A 17,393-nucleotide genomic window follows, 5' to 3' on the forward strand; every position below is an offset into this window, starting at 1 on the left:
CGGGGCCGCCGAGGACGTCAAGATATGCGGGCAGATCGGGGCAGCCTGTGGCCGCCATGCGCCTCGCGAGCCGGGACCGGAGCATGTCCGTCCTGTGGTCCCCGAGCACGATTCCCGACGTCTCCTGGATAAGCTGCCGCACCCGGCCGAAGGCTCGGGCATCGAGCGGCGCCGCGTCCAATCGATCATCCCTCATGCTGCGCGGCTCCCACCCGGCGGCATGATCGCTGAAAGGTTCAGCACCCGCACCAGCTGACCTTCGAGCAGCGTCAGGGCGCGGATGCAGCCGGGAATGTCATCGCCCAGCTCGGGCAGCGGCTGCAACTGCGCCGCCGGAATGGTCAGGATGTCCGACACCGCGTCCACCATCAGCCCGGCGCTGACGCCGTTCAGCTGGACGACGACGATCACCTTGCGCTCGCCGTCCGCGATCCCCTCCATCCCGAGACGCAGCGAGAGGTCGAGCACCGGCAGAATCGTTCCGCGAAGGTTGATGACGCCCTTCACGTGGCTGGGCGCGAAGGGCAGCGGTGTCGCCGGGGTCCAGCCGCGGATTTCGCGCACCGAGGCGACCTCGACGCAGAACTCCTGCTCGCCCAGGCGGAAGGAGAGGAGTTCGACATCGGCGAGAGAATCGTGAGACATGGGCTATCCTGCGAGGGCGGTCGGAGGGACGGGGCCGGAGCGGGCCGCGGGGGCGAGGTCCGCGGGGTCGAGGATCAGCGCGATCTTGCCATCGCCGAGGATCGTCGCGGCGGCGACCCCCGGCACCGGACCGAGGAGCGCGCCGAGGCCTTTGATCACGACCTGGCGCTGCTCCATGATCGTGTCGACCACGAGGGCGATGCGACCGCCGTCGTCGCGGGCGGTCAGCAGCACGATGCCCCCGCGCGCATTCCCGTCGGGCGCGCGGAAGCCGAGATGCGAGGCGAGGTCGACCAGCGGGACGACCTCGCCCCTGATCTGCAGCAGCTCGCCCCGCGGGCCGACGCGCCGGATCGCCTCGGGGGCCAGGGCCGCCGTCTCGAGGATGCCCGAAAGCGGCACCACGAAGGTCTGCCCCGCCGCGCCGATCACCATCCCGTCGAGTACCGCGAGGGTCAGCGGCAGCGAGACCGAAAGCGTGGTGCCCTGGCCCCGCAGGCTCGAGACCGAAATGCGGCCGCCGATCGCCGCGATGGCGCTTTTCACGACATCCATGCCGACGCCGCGGCCGGACAGGGCCGAGACGCTCCCCGCGGTCGAGAAGCCGGGGAGAAACAAGAGGTTGGAGATCTCGGCCTCGCTCAGCGCCGCATCGGGCGCGACCAAGCCTCGGGCCGTGGCGACGCGTTGAACCTTGGCGTGGTCGATCCCGGCGCCGTCGTCGGCGACCTCGATGATGATGCGGCCGGAGCGGTGGAAGGCCGAGAGCGTGATCACCCCTTGGGACGGCTTGCCGGCCGCGCAGCGTGCCTCGGGCGTCTCGATTCCGTGGTCCACGGCGTTGCGGATCATGTGGGTCAGGGGATCGGCCAGGCGCTCGATCACGGTGCGGTCAACCTCGGTTCCCTCGCCCTCGGTCCTCAGGCGGACGCTCTTGCCGGTCGCCGCCGACGCCTCGCGGACGATGCGCGCCATGCGCTGGAAGAGCGGTCTCACTGGCTGTGCCCTGACGGACATGACGCTGTCCTGGAGGTCGCGGGTCAGGGTCATGAAGGCCTCGAGGCCGGTCGTGACCTCGGGGTTGGCGAGGCCGGCGGCGCCGACGCTCTGCGACAGCATCGCCTGGTTGATGACCAGTTCCCCCACGAGATTTACCAGGCGGTCGATCTTCTCGAGATCGACCCGCAACGTGACGGCGCCGGGTTCGGGGGCGGCGGGCTCAGGGCGCAAGCCCGCGGCGGACGAGGGCGGTTCGGGCAGGCCTGATCGGTCGTGGTGCGGGCCAGGGAAAGCCAGAACCGGTGCCGGTGGCGGCTCGGGGGGCAGGCGCTCGGACGCGAGCTCGGCCGGGCCGGGCTCGATCGTGATGTCGCAGACGTCCTCGACGAAGTCGAAGAGGTCGTCGATCTCGGCCCGCTCCACATCGCCGACGAGGTGGATGGTCCAGACGAGCCGCGGGACCTCGGCCGCGTCCTCGGTCAGCGCGAGGTCGGGTGGCACCTTGCAGCGGATCCCGGTGCGGCCGAGGGTCGTGAGCGCGCGCAGCAGGTGCAGGGCCTCGTTGCCGCTGCGGTAGAGGCCCTCGCGCGGCGCGAGGCGGATCAGCCAGCCGCGGCCGCCGATTTCCGCGGCATCGGCGCTGCAGTCATCTTCCGACGCGAAATCGAGGGCGATGAGGCTAGGGCTGAAGTCGATCGGCGGCTCGGCGTTCACGGGCTGCGCGCCTGTCAGGGCCTCGATCCGGGCGAGCAGCGTCTCGCCGGCTGGCACCTCCCCACCCTCCTGCGCGGCGCGGACGTGGTCGGCGAGCAGGTCGGCGGCCTGCAGGAACAGGCTTGCGACCTCGCGCGAGGGCGCCAGCCGTCCGGTGCGGAGGTCGTCGAGGACCGTCTCGCAGCGATGCGAGAACCCGACCAGCCTCTCGAGGCCGAAGGCCGCGGCACCGCCCTTGATCGAATGAACGGCGCGGAAGGCGGTGTTGACCGTCTCCGCATCGCCGGCGCCCTCGTCCATGGCGGACAGCGCGTCCTGCAGCGATTGAAGCAGGTCCTCGCATTCGGCGAAGAACCCCGCCCGGATCTCGGCCATCGGATCGGTGCCCATGCCGCCGCCTCAGCCCGTGACCATGCGGATCGAGCGCACGAGCTTCTGCGGGTCGAAGGGCTTCACGATCCAGCCAGTCGCGCCTGCGCCGCGGGCGCGGGCCTTCAGCTCGGGAGCGCTCTCGGTCGTCAGGACCAGGATCGGGGTTGCGCGGAAGCGGTCGATGCGGCGCACGGCCTCGATGAAGCCGAAGCCGTCCAGGCGGGGCATGTTGATGTCCGAGATGATGGCGTCGGGCGGGCCGCCTTCTTCGAGCACCTCGAGGCCGGCGACCCCGTCCTCGGCTACCGTCACCTCCATCCCGGCACCGGTCAGGGCGAGGGTCAGCATGTCACGCATGGTGCGGCTGTCATCCACCGCGAGGATCTTCAGGCTCATGCGGCGCCTCCGGCCTGCAAGGCGGCGGGTGTCAGGCCGAACTGCGCGAGCGCCGCGTCGAAGGCGGCGGATCGCGGGCCGAGGTCCAGCGCCGCGCCGCGCCGCCGCCATTCCTGCGCAGCCGCGAGCAGCACCTGCAGGCCAAGTCCCCCAAGGCTCTCCACCCGCGATGCGTCGAGCGTCAGCGGTGTCCCGGCATGATCGCGCAAGGCGCGCGTCAGGCGCCGGGCCTCGGTCAGGTCGAGCCGGGCGGGCAGCGTCAGGCCGACGCTCATGCCCGGCCCCGGTGTCGAACGATTCGGATCGGCGTCACGGCGGCGGGTCCTTTCCTGGGGTTCCGCCAAGCCATAGCGCGGAGGCGTTAAGGCAGGGTTAGCGCCGCCCGGCCTCCGCGTCCCGCGATCGCTCAAATGCCGCGCACTCGCCCTGCGCTCAGGTCGGTTTCGCGCCGCGGGTGACGCAATCGGCGCCTCGGCCCGCACGCCGCGCACCTATCTTGAGCCCGCGACAAGGCACGAGGCACAGGCGATGGACCAGGGACGGCGGCGGGGCGGCGGCGGGGCGGCGCGGCGGGCGGAGCGGGGCGCGCCCAGCCATGAGGTCGCGCGTTATATCGAACGCAACATCCCCAACCTCGAGATCCTGAACGCCGAGGCGCTCGAGATCATCGAGGCCAATGCCGAGACCGTGCTCGAGGAGATCGGCGTCAACTTCACCGACAACCCGGCCGCGCTGGACCGCTGGCGGCAGGCCGGCGCGGATGTGGAGGGCGACCGCGTGCGCCTGCCGAAGGGCCTCGCGCGCAGCCTTTGCGCAACGGCCCCGCGGCAGTTCACCCAGGCCGCCCGCAATCCCGAACGCTCGGTCGAGATCGGCGGGCGCAACCTCGTCCTGGCGCCGGTCTACGGCCCGCCCTTCGTGCGCGACGCCGAGGGCGGGCGGCGCTATGCCACCATCGAGGATTTCCGCAACTTCGTGAAGCTCGGCCAGTCCTCGCGCTGGCTGCATCACTCCGGCGGCACGGTCTGCGAGCCGACCGACGTGCCGGTGAACAAGCGCCACCTCGACATGCTGCTGGCGCACATGACGCTCAGCGACAAGCCCTACATGGGCAGCGTGACCGAACCCTCGCGCGCGGCCGACAGCGTCGAGATGTCGAAGCTGCTCTTTGGCGAGGGTTTCCTCGACACGAACACGGTGATGACGAGCCTCGTCAACATCAACTCGCCGCTGACCTTCGACGGCACCATGATGGGCGCGCTCGAGGTCTATGCGGCGGCGAACCAGGCGGCGATCGTCTCGCCCTTCATCGTCGGCGGCGCGATGGCGCCGGTGACGGTCGCGGGCACGCTGACGCAGGTGCTGGCCGAGGTGCTGGCGGGCGTGGCCTACAGCCAGCTGATCCGCCCCGGCGCGCCGGTGATCTTCGGCGCCTTCGTGACCTCGATCGACATGAACTCCGGCGCGCCGACCTTCGGCACGCCCGAGGCGGCGCAGATCACGCTGGGCGCCGGGCAGCTCGCGCGCCGGCTGGGGCTGCCCTACCGCTCGGCCGGGGCCTTCTGCGGCTCGAAGCTGCCCGACGCGCAGGCGGGGTATGAGAGCGCCAACAGCCTCAACATCGGCCTCATGGCGGGGGTGAACTTCATGCTGCACGCCTGCGGCTGGCTGGAGGGGGGGCTGGTCTCGAGCTACGAGAAGTTCGTGATGGACGCCGACCAGCTCGGCATCCTGCACCGCCTCGCCGCGGGCGTGGACATGAGCGTGAACGGGCAGGCGATGGATGCGATCCGCGAGGTCGGGCCGGGGGCACACTACCTCGGCTGCGACCATACGCAGGCGAACTACAAGGATGCGTTCTGGCGCACGCAGGTCCTCGACTACAAGCCGTTCGAGACCTGGGAGGAGGAGGGCGCGCGCGACACGCAGGCGCTTGCCTCGGCGCGGGTGAAGCGGATGCTGGCGGAATACGAGGCGCCGCCGATGGATGCGGGCGTGCGCGAGAGCCTCGAGGCCTATGTGGCCCGCAAGAAGGAGTCGATGCCCGACGCCTTCGTGTGAGGCGTTGATCCCCGCCGCCGTCCGGGTCACGATGGCGGCCAGAGGAGCGCCCATGACCGCCACCATCTATCACAACCCGAACTGCAGCACCTCGCGCAAGGTGCTGGAGATGCTGCGCGAGGCGGGCGAGGAGCCGAAGGTGGTCGAGTATCTCAAGGCCCCGCCCCCGCGCGAGGAACTCCGCCGCCTGTTCGCGGACGCGGGCCTCACGGTGCGCGAGGCGCTGCGGCGGCGCGGCACGCCCTATGACGAGCTTGGCCTTGACGACCCCTCGCTCTCGGACGAGCAACTGCTCGACACGATCGCCGCGCATCCGATCCTGCTCGAGCGGCCTTTCGTCGTCACCGACCGCGGCACCCGCCTCGCCCGCCCCGTCGAGCGGCTCCACGAGATCATGGACCCCGCCTGACCCTTGCGCCGCGCGGCCCTATCGGCTAAGGCGCGCGCACTTCACAGGCGAGGGCGGGCCGATGCGGGGAGACATCCCGTGCGGTCCACCGGTTGGGGCTTCCCTCGGGATGCCCTGAAATCCCCCGCCGAGGCGCAAACCGGAAAGGAAACCCCATGGCGCTTCCCGAATATTCCATGCGTCAGCTCCTCGAAGCTGGCGTGCATTACGGCCACCAGACGCAGCGCTGGAACCCGCGGATGTCCGAATACATCTACGGCGACCGCAACGGCATCCACATCATCGACCTGACCCAGACCGTGCCAATGCTGGACGCGGCGCTGCAGGCGGTGCGCGACACCGTTTCCAAGGGCGGGCGCGTCCTCTTCGTCGGCACCAAGCGGCAGGCGCAGAAGGCCGTGGCCGACGCGGCCGAGCGGTCGGCGCAGTTCTACATGAACCACCGCTGGCTCGGCGGCACGCTGACCAACTGGAAGACCGTCTCCCAGTCCATCAACCGCCTGCGCCAGATCGACGAGACGATGGAGCGTGGGGCCGAGGGCCTGACCAAGAAGGAGCGTCTGGGCATGGAGCGCGAGCAGCAGAAGCTGCAGGCGTCCCTCGGCGGCATCCGCGAGATGGGCGGCCTGCCCGACATGCTGTTCGTCATCGACGTGAACAAGGAGGACCTCGCCGTCCTCGAGGCCAACAAGCTCGGCATCCCGGTCGTCGCCGTGGTGGATACCAACTGCTCGCCCAAGGGTATCGACTACGTGATCCCCGGCAACGACGACGCGGCCCGCGCCATCGCGCTCTACTGCGATCTCGTGTCGCGCGCGGCGCTTGACGGCATGTCGGCGCAGATGGGCGCCGCGGGCGTCGATCTTGGCGCGCTGAGCGATGCGCCCGAGGAGCTGCTGGACGAGGACCTGCCCGCCGAGACCGGCGCCGAGGCCGAGCCTGCCGCTGAGCCGGCGGCCGAGGCCGCCCAGGGCTGAGCCACTGTCACGAGACCTTTGCCGGGCCGCGTCCTGCGCGCCCGGCATGACCCATTCCGCACGAGGAGAGACCCCATGACCGTCACCGCCGCCATGGTGAAGGAGCTGCGCGAGACCACCGGCGCAGGCATGATGGATGCCAAGAAGGCGCTGACCGAGACCTCTGGCGACATGGAGGCCGCGGTGGACTGGCTCCGCAGCAAGGGCCTCGCCAAGGCCGCCAAGAAATCCGGCCGCGTGGCCGCCGAGGGCCTGATCGGCGTCGCCGTCCGCGACGGCCGCGGCGTCGCGGTGGAGATCAACTCCGAAACCGACTTCGTCGCCAAGAACGCCGACTTCCAGACCCTCGTCCGCGAGATCACGGAACTGGCGCTCGAGACCGGCGAATCGGTCGAGGTGCTGCGCGCCACGCATCTGAACGGCACGCCGGTCGAGGAAGTGGTGCAGAACGCCATCGCCCGCATCGGCGAGAACATGACCCTGCGCCGGATGCATCTGCTCGAGGGCGAGACCGTCGTCCACTACGTCCACAACGCGGCCGCCCCCGGCATGGGCAAGATCGGCGTCCTCGTGGCGCTGAACGGCCCCAAGGACAAGGCAGCCGAGATCGGTCGCCAGATCGCCATGCATATCGCCGCGACCTCGCCCGCCTCGCTCTCGGAGGCCGACCTCGACCCGGCGCTGATCGAGCGCGAGAAGAGCGTCCTGACCGAACAGGCCCGCGAAAGCGGCAAGCCGGAGGCCGTGATCGAGAAGATGATCCAGGGCCGGATGTCGAAGTTCTTCGAGGAAGTCACGCTCCTCGGCCAGAAGTTCGTCATCAACCCGGACGTGACCGTGGGCCAGGCGGCCAAAGACGCGGGCGCCGAGGTCACCGGCTTTGCGCGCGTCGCTGTGGGCGAAGGCATCGAGAAGAAGGAAGAAGACTTTGCCGCCGAGGTGGCGAAAACGCTGAAGGGCGACTGATCGCGCCATTACTTCAGAACGGAGGCCGGTCCCTCGGGGCCGGCCTCGACGTTCCGGCTCATCCCGCGCCGGGCAGCACGAAGCCGCGGTTCCGCCTGCGCGCGAGTTCGGTCTTGGCGTGGCGGATGATCGTCGCCGCGCCGTGCAGCGCGAGCGCCGCCATGATCGCGGCCACGATCAGGTCCGGCCAGCCGCGCCCGGTGCCGAACACCCCGAGCGCCGCGGCCATGACCGCGAAATTTGCCAGCACGTCGTTGCGCGAGCAGATCCAGACCGAGCGCATGTTGGCATCGCCATCCCGCCAGGCATGAAGCAGCGCGAGACAGGCGAGGTTCGCGGCGAGCGCCGCGGCGCCGACCGTCCCCATCGTTCCCCAGGCCGGAACCGTGCCGTGGATCGCGTGCCAGGCGACCGTGGCGATCACCCAGAGCCCGAAGCCGCCCATCGACAGCCCCTTGAGGAGCGCCGCGCGCGAGCGCCAGACCCGCGCGAGGCTGAGCGCGAGGAGGCTGATGCCGTAATTCGCCGCATCGGCGAGGAAGTCGAGTGCATCGGCCTGCAACGCCGCCGACCCCGCGAGCAGCCCGGCTGCCGCCTCGACGGCGAACATCCCGGCATTGATCCCGAGGACGATCCAGAGCACCCGCCGATACCGCCCGACGGCGGCGGGGGCGCATCCCTCATGCGAGCAGCAGGTCATCCGGTTCGCCTCCGCGGACGGCAACCACGCCCACAGGATCGGCCCGCGCGCCTCGGCCGTCAAGCGGGCCGGCCGGCTGCCAGGCCGTCAGCTTCGGTCGAAAGCCGGATGATAGGTGACGCGGCCGGCGGGTAGCGGGCCGGCAAGGACAAGCCGCATGAAGTATTCCGGCGGCACCCCGTCCAGCCGCAGCGCCGGATCGGGCGCAAAACCGAAACGCCGGTAGTAGGCCGGATCGCCCAGCACCACGCAGCCGCGCGCGCCCGCGTCCCGCAGTCGCGCCAGTCCCGCGTGGATCAGCCCGGTGCCCACTCCGCCGCGCTGCCGGTCGGGCCGCACCGCCACCGGCCCGAGGCCGAACCAGCCGTCGGCGGCCGCCGCGCCACCCTCGCCCGCGATGCTGACGGGCGAGAAGGCCACATGGCCGACGACCGCGCCCTGATCCTCGGCGACCAGCGACAGGGTCAGCCCGCCCGCTCGCCGCAGCCCCGCGACGATCTCTGCCTCCCTCCCCGAGGCATGGGCGGCGCCGGCAAAGGCCGCCTCGATCAGCGCCGCGATGACCTCTCGATCCTCGGCTGTCTCAGGCCTGAAGTGCATCTGCCCCGCGCTTTCCTTCATCCCGGCCCCGTGCTAACCGCCCGGCGCATCGCCGCGGGCGCCGCCCGCGAGCCCTTCCCAGAGGATTCCATGGCCATCGAACGCACCCTTTCGATCATCAAGCCGGATGCCACCAAGCGCAACCTGACCGGCCGCATCAACCAGAAATTCGAGGATGCGGGCCTGCGCATCGTCGCCCAGAAACGCATCCAGCTGACGCCCGAGCAGGCCGGCAAGTTCTACGAGGTCCACAAGGACCGTCCGTTCTTCGGCGAGCTGCGCGACTTCATGGCCTCGGGTCCGGTCGTGGTCCAGGTGCTGGAGGGCGAGGACGCGATTGCGAAGAACCGCGAGGTGATGGGCGCGACCAACCCGAAGGACGCCGCCGAGGGCACCATCCGCAAGGAGTTCGCCGAGTCGGTGGGCGAGAACTCGGTCCATGGCTCGGACGCCGCCGAGACCGCGAAGGAGGAGATCGCGTTCTTCTTCTCGGGGCTCGAACTGGTCGGCTGACCCTGCCCGCAGGAAAGGAGGGCCGGCCCCGCGAAAGGCCGGCCCCCAAACCGCAAGCAATCCTGCAAACAATGAGCGATGCGCCGGGAGCCCCAGCCGTAGGCCATCGTTAACCATTTCGGTCCCGGTGATAAATCGAAGGATTGTATTGGAGGAATAGCCTCCGCTGATAGGATGGGCAAAGGCCGGCCGGGGGAGACGGTGGGCATTGCCGCGCTTGACCTCAATCTGCTGAAGGTGCTCGACGCGCTCCTGCGCGAGGGTTCGACGGTGCGTGCCGCCGCCCGCGTGGGGCTGTCGCAGCCCGCCGTCTCGGCCGCGCTCGCCCGGCTGCGCCAGTCCCTCGGCGATCCGCTCTTCGTGCGCCGCGGCCGCGGCCTCGAGGCGACCGACTTCGCCCGCGAGATCGAACCCGACGTGCACCGCCTGATCGAGGACATCGAGGCCGTCCTCCGCGGCAAGTCGCGCTTCGATCCGGCCACCGAGGAGCGCGCCTTCCGCATTTCCGGGAACGACTTCTTCGCGCCGACGCTGCTGCCGCGGCTCGAGGCCCGGCTGGCCGCCGAGGCGCCGGGCATCGTCGTGCAACTGATCGACCTGCCGTATCCGGTCGTGACCGATGCCCTGGCGCCCGGCCGCGCCGACCTCGTGCTTGACCGCGACATCGAGCCGGCCGAGTGGCTGGTCAGGCGCGACCTGATCGACGTGCCGCTCTGCGTCTGCGCCCGCGTCGGCCACCCGGCCGTTGCCGCCGCGGGCCTGCGCCGCGGCCGGCCGATGCCGCTCGACCTCTACTGCGGGCTGCGCCACGTGATCTATTCGATCGACGGCAGCCGCGCCGGCATCGAGGAGCCGCTGCTGGCCGAACTGGGCTGCACGCGTTCGGTGGCCCAGACCGTGCCCGATTTCTCGAGCGCCTTCTCGGTCGTGGCCCGCAGCGACCTCATTGCGCTCCTGCCGCTGCACCTCGCGCACAGTTTCGATGACGGCCGCATCCACGTCTATGCCACGCCGTTTCCGATCGCGCCGGTCCGCGTGCAGATGGCCTGGGCGCGGCGGTCGCATGATTTCCCCGCGCATCGCTGGCTGCGCTCACTGGTCGCCGACATCATGGCGCGGCTCCCGTCCGGCTTCCCGCCGCCCGCCTCCACCCCCTAGCCGCTTGCGCGCCCGGCCGCGCCTGCCTACGGAAAGGCAGACGGGACCTGCGGGAGAGTGGTTGATGCGCGCCTTCGTGTTTCCGGGCCAGGGGGCCCAGACGGTCGGAATGGGCAAGGCGCTTGCGGATGCCAGTCCGGCCGCGCGTGCGGTCTTCGACGAGGTGGACGAGGCGCTCGGCGAGAAGCTGTCCGCGCTGATCTGGGAGGGGCCGTCCGAGACGCTGACCCTGACCGCCAATGCGCAACCGGCGCTGATGGCGACCTCGATCGCCGCGTTCCGCGCGCTCCAGGGCGAGGGCTCCGGCCTGGGCGACGCCGCCTTCGTCGCGGGTCATTCGCTGGGCGAATATTCCGCCCTCTGCGCCGCCGGTGCGCTGACCCTCTCGGACACCGCCCGGCTCCTGCGCCTGCGCGGGCAGGCGATGCAGGAAGCGGTGCCGGTGGGCGAGGGGGCGATGGCCGCGATCCTCGGCCTCGACTTCGTCGCCGTGGACCATCTCGCCCGCGAGGCGGCGGGGGACGAGATCTGCCAGGCCGCGAACGACAACGACCCCGCGCAGGTGGTGATCTCGGGCCACAAACCGGCGGTCGAGCGCGCCGCGGCGCTCGCGAAGGAGCGCGGCGCCAAGCGGGCGCTGATGCTCCCGGTCTCTGCCCCGTTCCATTCCGAACTGATGCAGCACGCCGCCTCCGTCATGGCCGAGGCCCTCGCCGGCGTGGACATCCAGCCGCCGCAGGTGCCGCTCGTCAGCAACGTGCGCGCCGAACCGGTAACCGAGCCGGGCGCGATCCGGCGGCTGCTGGTCGAACAGGTGACGGGCGTGGTCCGCTGGCGCGAGTCGGTCCTCTGGATGGGCGAGGCGGGCGTCACCGAGTTCTGGGAGATCGGCGCGGGCAAGGCGCTCTCCGGCATGATCCGCCGCATCCTCCCCGACGCCACGGTCAGGGCCGTGGGCACGCCAGAGGACATCGCCGCGCTCAAGGGCTGAGCCTGAGGGCTTGCGAAAGCCGCGGCGGCTTGCCACACCCCGGCCGTCCCCAGCCGGAGCCTGCCATGATCCGCCCCTACCGCTCGGTCCTCTACCTGCCGGCCTCGAACGCCCGCGCGCTCGAGAAGGCGCGCACGCTGCCGGTGGACGCGATCATCTTCGACCTCGAGGACGCCGTGGCCCCGGACGAGAAGCCCGCCGCGCGCGCGGCGCTGAAGCCCGCCCTCGGCGGTGACTGGGGCAGGCGCGCGCGGATCGTGCGGATCAACGGGTTTGAGACCGAATGGGGCGAGGCCGACGCCCGCGCCTTCGCCACCGGCGCCGACGCGGTGCTTGTCCCGAAGGTGAACGCCCCCGCCGACCTCGACCGCGCGGCCGCGCTGATCCCCGACACCCCCCTCTGGGCGATGATGGAGACGGCGGCCGGGATGCTCAACGCCGCCGCCATCGCCGCGCATCCGCGGCTGCAGGGCATGGTCATGGGCACCAACGACCTCGCCAAGGAGCTTGGCACCAAGGCCCGGCCCGACCGGCTGGGGCTGCTGACCGGCCTCGGCCTCTGCCTGCTGGCCGCGAGGGCGCATGGCCGGGTGATCGTGGACGGGGTGTATAATGCCTTCAAGGACGAGGCCGGGCTGGCCGCCGAATGCGCCGAGGGGCGCGACATGGGCTTCGACGGCAAGACGCTGATCCACCCGGCGCAGGTCGCCACCGCCAACGCGGCCTTCGCGCCGTCCGAAGACGACGTCACCCTCGCCCGCCGCCAGATCGAGGCCTTCGAGGCCGCGCAGGCCGAGGGCCGCGGCGTGGCCGTGGTGGACGGGCGCATCGTAGAGAACCTGCACGTCGAGACCGCCCGCCGCACGCTCGCCACGGCCGAGGCCATTGCCGCCGCGGGCGGCTGACGGCATGGTGGCGCGCGAAACGGCAGGGGAACCGCAATGCTGATCCTGATCCTCGGCGTGATCCTCTGGTGGGCCGCGCATCTGTGGAAGCGCGTGCTGCCGGGCAACCGGGCGGTGGTCGGCGATCGCGGCAAGGGCCTCGTGGCCGCCGCGCTCGTGGTGGCGGTGCTGCTGATGATCTGGGGCTACCGGATGGCCGACCAGACGATCTGGTGGGCCGCCACGCCGATGCTGAAGGGCATCAACAACCTGCTGGTGCTGATCGCCTTCTACCTCTTCGCCGCTTCCGGGTCGAAGTCGCGCGTCGGCGTCCGCCTGCGCCACCCCCAGCTGATCGGCTTCTCGCTGTGGGCCGTTGCGCATCTGCTGACCAACGGCGACCTGCCATCGCTCGTGCTGTTCGGTGGCCTGCTCCTCTGGGCGCTTCTCGAGATGGCCCTCATCAACGCCGCCGAGCCGGGCTGGACCCCGCCGCCGACCAGGCACATCCCCGTCCGCAAGGAGTTCACAACCGCCATCGCCGCAATCGTGGTCTTTGGCATCGTCGGCCTGATCCACGGCTGGCTGGGCCCCAACCCCTTCGGAGCCTGACATGGCGCTGCTCTACCGCTTCCTCACCGAGGACGACACCTCGGCCTTCTGCCACAAGGTCAGCGAGGCGCTGTCGCGAGGCTGGGAACTGCATGGGGCGCCGGCGATGGCCTTCGATCCGCTGAAGGGCGTCATGCGCTGCGGGCAGGCGGTGGTGAAGGACGTGGCAGCGGACTACGCGCCGGAGATGAAGCTGGGGGCGCAATGAGCAAGACGAACCCGGGCCGCTTCTTCGAGGATTACCGGTTGGGCGAGGTGATCCGCCATGCCGTGCCGCGCACGCTGGGGCAGGGCGAGCGCGCGCTCTGCCACGCGCTCTATCCCGCGCGCCATGCCCTCAACTCCTCTGACGCCTTCGCGCAAGCCTGCGGGTTGAAGTCCGCGCCGCTGGACGACTGGCTGGTGTTCCACACCGTCTTCGGCAAGACCGTCCCCGACATCAGCCTCAACGCGGTGGCCAATCTCGGCTATGCCGAGGGCCGCTGGCGGGCGCCGGTCTGGCCCGGCGACACTCTGTCGGCCGAGAGCGAGGTGATCGGCCTCAAGCTCAACTCCAACCGCGCCTCGGGGGTGGTCTGGGTGCGGACCCGCGGGGTGAACCAGCACGGGGACACGGTGCTGGACTATGTCCGCTGGGTCATGGTCCGCACCCGCGATCCGAACGCGACGATGCCCGAGACCGCGATCCCGGAGCTTGCCCCCGCCCTCGGCGCAGGCGACCTCGTGCTGCCGCCGGGCCTCGACTTCGGCGATTACGACTTCGCCCTCGCGGGCGAGCCGCATCGCTGGGGCGACTACGAGCCGGGCGAGATCATCGACCATGTGGACGGCGTCACCATCGAGGAGGCCGAGCACATGCTCGCCACCCGGCTGTGGCAGAACACCGCCAAGGTCCATTTCGACGCCACCTTCCGCGAGGACGGGCGGCGGCTGATCTATGGCGGGCATGTCATCAGCATGGCCCGCGCGCTCAGCTTCAACGGGCTGGCGAACGCGCAGCTGGTGGTGGCGCTGAACGGCGGCGCGCATGCCAATCCGTGCTTCGCGGGCGACACCGTGCGGGCGTGGTCGCAGGTGCTGGACCGGGCCGAGACCGCGCGGCCGGGCATCGGCGCGTTGCGGCTGCGGACCGTCGCCATGCGTGACGGCGGCCGGGCAGGGGCGCTTCGCGGCGAAGACGGCCGCTATCTGCCCGAGGTGCTGCTCGATCTCGATTACTGGGCGCTGATCCCGCGGTGATATGTGATCGCACGCTTGCAGCGTGTGATCACAACGGGGGACGCCGGTCGCAAGAAGGCCATCATGCAGCGAAAATGGGCGTGACACTCCCTCGGCCTTAGGGTTAAGCAGCGCCCGAACCCCGCGTCACTTGGGGCGCAAGGCACCGGAGGAGGCATCATGGCCGATGTTCCGCGCGGCAACCGTCCGCTGTCCCCGCATCTGCAGGTCTATCGCCTGCCGCTGACCGCGATCACCTCGATCATGACCCGCGGCACCGGGCAGGGCATCCTGCCGGGGCTGCTGCTGGTGGTCTGGTGGCTGGTCGCGGCCGGGACCTCGGACGCGGCCTTTGCGACGGCCGACTGGTTCCTGCGCTCGTGGCTCGGCTGGCTTATCCTGCTCGGCTCGACCTGGTCGCTCTGGTTCCATTTCCTCGCCGGGCTGCGGCACCTCTGGTATGACTCGGGCCGCGGGCTCGAGATCGACCAGGGCCGGACGCTGAGCATCGTCATCATCGTGGGCTCGGTGGTGCTGGCGCTGCTGACCGTCATCCTGATGCTGGTCTGAGGAGCGGACAATGCATTTCTACACCCCCCGCAAGCTCGCCGCCGGACTCGGCTCCGGCCACGGCGCCACCGCCGCGCACTGGTTCATGAGCGTCAGCGGCATCGGTCTCGCGATCCTCACGCCGCTCTTCGTGATCGCGGTCGGCGGCGCCATCGGCCTCGACCGGGCGGGCGTCGTCGCTCATTTCGGCCGTCCCTTCGCGGCGGTCGTGACCGGCCTCTTCGTCGTCGTGGGCATGATCCACTGGATTCGCGGCACCTTCGTCATGATCGACGACTACGTCCAGGGCGGCCCGCGCGCCTGGGCGCAGATCCTGACGCAGCTCTTCGGCTGGGCGGTCGTCGCGCTCACCCTCTTCGCGCTCGCCCGAGTGCTCCTGGCGCCGGATGTGGCGGTCGTGGTTCCCGCCGCCGCCCCCGTCGTCATCGTCAACTGAAGGCCGAGCCCCCATGTCCGCATATGAAATCCAGACGCATGACTATGACGTGGTGGTGGTGGGGGCCGGCGGCGCGGGGCTGCGCGCGACCCTCGGCATGGCCGAGCAGGGCTTCCGCACCGCCTGCGTGACCAAGGTCTTCCCGACCCGCAGCCACACGGTCGCCGCGCAGGGCGGCATCGCCGCGTCGCTGTCGAACATGGGCCCGGACAACTGGCAGTGGCACATGTATGACACCGTCAAGGGCTCGGACTGGCTCGGCGACACGGACGCGATGGAATACCTCGCCCGCGAGGCGCCGAAGGCGGTCTATGAGCTCGAGCATTACGGCGTGCCCTTCAGCCGCACCAAGGACGGCCGCATCTATCAGCGCCCCTTTGGGGGCCACACGACCGAGTTCGGGGAAGGCCCCCCCGTGCAGCGCACCTGCGCCGCCGCCGACCGCACCGGGCACGCGATCCTGCACACGCTCTACGGCCAGAGCCTCAAGGAAAAGGCCGAGTTCTTCGTCGAATACTTCGCCATCGACCTCGTGATCACGGACGGCGCCTGCACCGGTGTCGTGTGCTGGAAGCTCGACGACGGCACGATCCACGTCTTCAACGCCAAGATGGTGGTGCTGGCGACCGGCGGCTACGGCCGCGCCTATTTCAGCGCCACGAGCGCCCATACCTGCACCGGCGACGGCGGCGGGATGGTGGCGCGCGCCGGTCTGCCGCTGCAGGACATGGAGTTCGTGCAGTTCCACCCGACCGGCATCTACGGCTCGGGCTGCCTCATCACCGAGGGCGCGCGCGGCGAGGGCGGCTACCTTACCAACTCCGAGGGCGAGCGGTTCATGGAACGCTACGCGCCCACCTACAAGGACCTCGCCTCGCGCGACGTGGTTTCGCGCTGCATGACGCTGGAGATCCGCGAGGGCCGCGGTGTCGGCGAGCACAAGGACCACATCTTCCTGCACCTGTCGCACCTGCCGCCCGAGACGCTGGCCGAGCGCCTGCCGGGCATCAGCGAGAGCGCCCGCATCTTCGCCGGCGTCGATGTCACGCGCGAGCCCATCCCGGTGCTGCCGACGGTGCATTACAACATGGGCGGCATCCCGACGAACTACTGGGGCGAGGTGCTGGACCCGGTCGAGGGCGAACCGGACCGCGTCTTCCCCGGCCTGATGGCGGTGGGCGAGGCGGGCTGCGCGTCGGTCCATGGCGCGAACCGGCTGGGGTCGAACAGCCTGATCGACCTCGTCGTCTTCGGCCGTGCCGCCGCGATCCGTGCGGCCGAGGTGATCGACCGCGAGGCCGCGATCCCCGGCACCAACCGGGCCGAGGTGGACCGTGCGCTCGACCGCTTCGACGCGCTCCGCCACGCCAACGGCGGCACGCCGACGGCACAGCTGCGCGACGAGATGCAGCGCACCATGCAGCGCGACGCGGCGGTGTTCCGCACCGACAAGACGCTGGCCGAGGGCGTCGAGGCGATGACCGCGATCGCGGCGAAGCTCGACGACCTGCACGTCACCGACCGCTCGATGATCTGGAACAGCGACCTGATGGAGACGCTGGAGCTGACCAACCTGATGCCGAACGCGCTGACGACCATCGTCGCGGCCGAGGCGCGCAAGGAGAGCCGGGGCGCGCATGCGCATGAGGACTGGCCTGAGCGGGACGACGCCAACTGGCGCAAGCATTCGCTGGCGCGCGTGGACGGAAACCGCGTAGAGTTGAGCTATCGCCCGGTGCATCTCGAGCCGCTGACCACCGCGGAGGAGGGGGGCATCGACCTGAAGAAGATTGCTCCCAAAGCGAGGGTCTATTGATGCGTTCCGTTCTTGCCCTGTCCGCCGCCGCTCTGACGCTCGCCGGTTGTGCTTATCCGGTGGTCGCACCCGCCCCGGTGACGCGCCCGCCGGTCGTGGTGACGCCGCCCTCGACGGTAAGCACCGCGACCCGCTCGGCCGCGATCACGGTCATCAACCGCGAGATGGCGGCGCGTCTGCCGGGCACGAACGTCGCCCCCTACACGACCTGCGTCGTGAACAACGCCAACCAGGCGGAACTGGCCGACCTCGCCTCGATGTCGGGCAACAGCGCGGCGGCCTCCTCGGCCGTGGCGGCAATCGTGCAGCGCCCGGCGGCGACGCAGTGCATCGCCAGCATCGCGCGCACCGCCTGA

The 17,393-nt window shown here is 70.5% G+C and carries 21 protein-coding genes and 1 pseudogene; 15 read left to right on the plus strand and 7 right to left on the minus strand.

Features of this window, described 5'->3' with window-relative positions; translation table 11 throughout:
• Positions 1–22: 22 nt before the first annotated feature.
• The 5 genes and pseudogenes from GI374_RS19805 to GI374_RS09645 all read right to left on the minus strand — a co-directional run.
• Positions 23–196, minus strand: a pseudogene (locus tag GI374_RS19805) (hypothetical protein); the annotation flags it as partial.
• Positions 193–645: a chemotaxis protein CheW gene (locus GI374_RS09630; RefSeq protein ID WP_154336864.1), complete on the minus strand. Its 453-nt coding sequence runs from the start codon at positions 643–645 to the stop codon at positions 193–195. The pseudogene GI374_RS19805 and the gene GI374_RS09630, both read right to left, overlap by 4 nt.
• A gap of 3 nt (positions 646–648) precedes the next feature.
• The gene (locus tag GI374_RS09635) at positions 649–2,748 is read right to left on the minus strand and encodes a chemotaxis protein CheA (RefSeq protein ID WP_154336865.1); all 2,100 of its coding nucleotides are present in this window, start codon (positions 2,746–2,748) and stop codon (positions 649–651) included.
• A gap of 9 nt (positions 2,749–2,757) precedes the next feature.
• A complete protein-coding gene (locus tag GI374_RS09640; RefSeq protein ID WP_154336866.1) occupies positions 2,758–3,126 on the minus strand; it encodes a response regulator in 369 nt (122 codons plus the stop codon).
• Positions 3,123–3,401, minus strand: coding sequence for an STAS domain-containing protein (locus GI374_RS09645; protein ID WP_154336867.1), 279 nt, complete (start codon positions 3,399–3,401; stop codon positions 3,123–3,125). Before GI374_RS09645 ends, GI374_RS09640 begins: the two co-directional genes overlap by 4 nt.
• 253 nt (positions 3,402–3,654) lie before the next feature.
• Between GI374_RS09645 and GI374_RS09650 the strand changes: the two genes are divergently transcribed.
• From GI374_RS09650 to tsf, 4 genes are all read left to right on the plus strand, one after another.
• Complete coding sequence (locus GI374_RS09650; protein WP_154336868.1) at positions 3,655–5,187, plus strand: trimethylamine methyltransferase family protein; 1,533 nt, start codon at positions 3,655–3,657, stop codon at positions 5,185–5,187.
• 52 nt (positions 5,188–5,239) lie between these two features.
• On the plus strand, positions 5,240–5,596 hold the full coding sequence (arsC, locus tag GI374_RS09655) for an arsenate reductase (glutaredoxin) (RefSeq protein WP_154336869.1): 357 nt from the start codon (positions 5,240–5,242) through the stop codon (positions 5,594–5,596).
• A 155-nt stretch (positions 5,597–5,751) separates the two neighbouring features.
• Positions 5,752–6,573 carry a 30S ribosomal protein S2 gene (gene rpsB, locus GI374_RS09660; RefSeq protein WP_154336870.1) on the plus strand — a complete coding sequence of 274 codons (822 nt, stop codon included), beginning with the start codon at positions 5,752–5,754 and terminating at the stop codon, positions 6,571–6,573.
• 75 nt (positions 6,574–6,648) lie between these two features.
• Positions 6,649–7,539, plus strand: a complete 891-nt coding sequence (gene tsf / locus GI374_RS09665) for a translation elongation factor Ts (protein WP_154336871.1) — start codon at positions 6,649–6,651, stop codon at positions 7,537–7,539.
• A 58-nt stretch (positions 7,540–7,597) separates the two neighbouring features.
• Here tsf and GI374_RS09670 read toward each other — a convergent pair whose 3' ends face one another.
• Both GI374_RS09670 and GI374_RS09675 read right to left on the minus strand, forming a co-directional pair.
• On the minus strand, positions 7,598–8,182 hold the full coding sequence (locus GI374_RS09670; RefSeq protein ID WP_370515259.1) for a cation transporter: 585 nt from the start codon (positions 8,180–8,182) through the stop codon (positions 7,598–7,600).
• Between the two features lie 144 nt (positions 8,183–8,326).
• Positions 8,327–8,839, minus strand: a complete 513-nt coding sequence (locus GI374_RS09675) for a GNAT family N-acetyltransferase (RefSeq protein ID WP_154336873.1) — start codon at positions 8,837–8,839, stop codon at positions 8,327–8,329.
• A gap of 90 nt (positions 8,840–8,929) precedes the next feature.
• Here GI374_RS09675 and ndk point away from each other — a divergent pair, with 90 nt between their 5' ends.
• The 11 genes from ndk to GI374_RS09730 all read left to right on the plus strand — a co-directional run bounded on the left by ndk (position 8,930) and on the right by GI374_RS09730 (position 17,393).
• Complete coding sequence (gene ndk / locus GI374_RS09680; RefSeq protein WP_154336874.1) at positions 8,930–9,352, plus strand: nucleoside-diphosphate kinase; 423 nt, start codon at positions 8,930–8,932, stop codon at positions 9,350–9,352.
• A gap of 174 nt (positions 9,353–9,526) precedes the next feature.
• Positions 9,527–10,510, plus strand: a complete 984-nt coding sequence (locus GI374_RS09685; RefSeq protein WP_154336875.1) for a LysR family transcriptional regulator — start codon at positions 9,527–9,529, stop codon at positions 10,508–10,510.
• Positions 10,511–10,571: 61 nt separating this feature from the next.
• The gene (gene fabD / locus GI374_RS09690; RefSeq protein WP_195759894.1) at positions 10,572–11,501 is read left to right on the plus strand and encodes an ACP S-malonyltransferase; all 930 of its coding nucleotides are present in this window, start codon (positions 10,572–10,574) and stop codon (positions 11,499–11,501) included.
• Between the two features lie 65 nt (positions 11,502–11,566).
• Complete coding sequence (locus tag GI374_RS09695; protein WP_154336877.1) at positions 11,567–12,406, plus strand: CoA ester lyase; 840 nt, start codon at positions 11,567–11,569, stop codon at positions 12,404–12,406.
• A 36-nt stretch (positions 12,407–12,442) separates the two neighbouring features.
• Complete coding sequence (locus GI374_RS09700; RefSeq protein WP_154336878.1) at positions 12,443–12,997, plus strand: NnrU family protein; 555 nt, start codon at positions 12,443–12,445, stop codon at positions 12,995–12,997.
• 1 nt (position 12,998) lies between these two features.
• Positions 12,999–13,205: a DUF1737 domain-containing protein gene (locus GI374_RS09705; protein WP_154336879.1), complete on the plus strand. Its 207-nt coding sequence runs from the start codon at positions 12,999–13,001 to the stop codon at positions 13,203–13,205.
• A complete protein-coding gene (locus GI374_RS09710) occupies positions 13,202–14,236 on the plus strand; it encodes a MaoC family dehydratase (RefSeq protein ID WP_154336880.1) in 1,035 nt (344 codons plus the stop codon). The genes GI374_RS09705 and GI374_RS09710 overlap by 4 nt, the downstream gene beginning before the upstream one ends.
• Positions 14,237–14,395: 159 nt before the next feature.
• Positions 14,396–14,785, plus strand: coding sequence for a succinate dehydrogenase, cytochrome b556 subunit (gene sdhC, locus GI374_RS09715; protein ID WP_154336881.1), 390 nt, complete (start codon positions 14,396–14,398; stop codon positions 14,783–14,785).
• A 10-nt stretch (positions 14,786–14,795) separates the two neighbouring features.
• A complete protein-coding gene (locus GI374_RS09720; protein ID WP_154336882.1) occupies positions 14,796–15,221 on the plus strand; it encodes a succinate dehydrogenase, hydrophobic membrane anchor protein in 426 nt (141 codons plus the stop codon).
• Positions 15,222–15,234: 13 nt separating this feature from the next.
• Complete coding sequence (gene sdhA / locus GI374_RS09725) at positions 15,235–17,037, plus strand: succinate dehydrogenase flavoprotein subunit (protein ID WP_154336883.1); 1,803 nt, start codon at positions 15,235–15,237, stop codon at positions 17,035–17,037.
• Complete coding sequence (locus GI374_RS09730) at positions 17,037–17,393, plus strand: hypothetical protein (protein ID WP_154336884.1); 357 nt, start codon at positions 17,037–17,039, stop codon at positions 17,391–17,393. The genes sdhA and GI374_RS09730 overlap by 1 nt, the downstream gene beginning before the upstream one ends.

This window comes from Paracoccus sp. S-4012, assembly GCF_009674885.1.
Classification (GTDB): Bacteria; Pseudomonadota; Alphaproteobacteria; order Rhodobacterales; family Rhodobacteraceae; genus Paracoccus.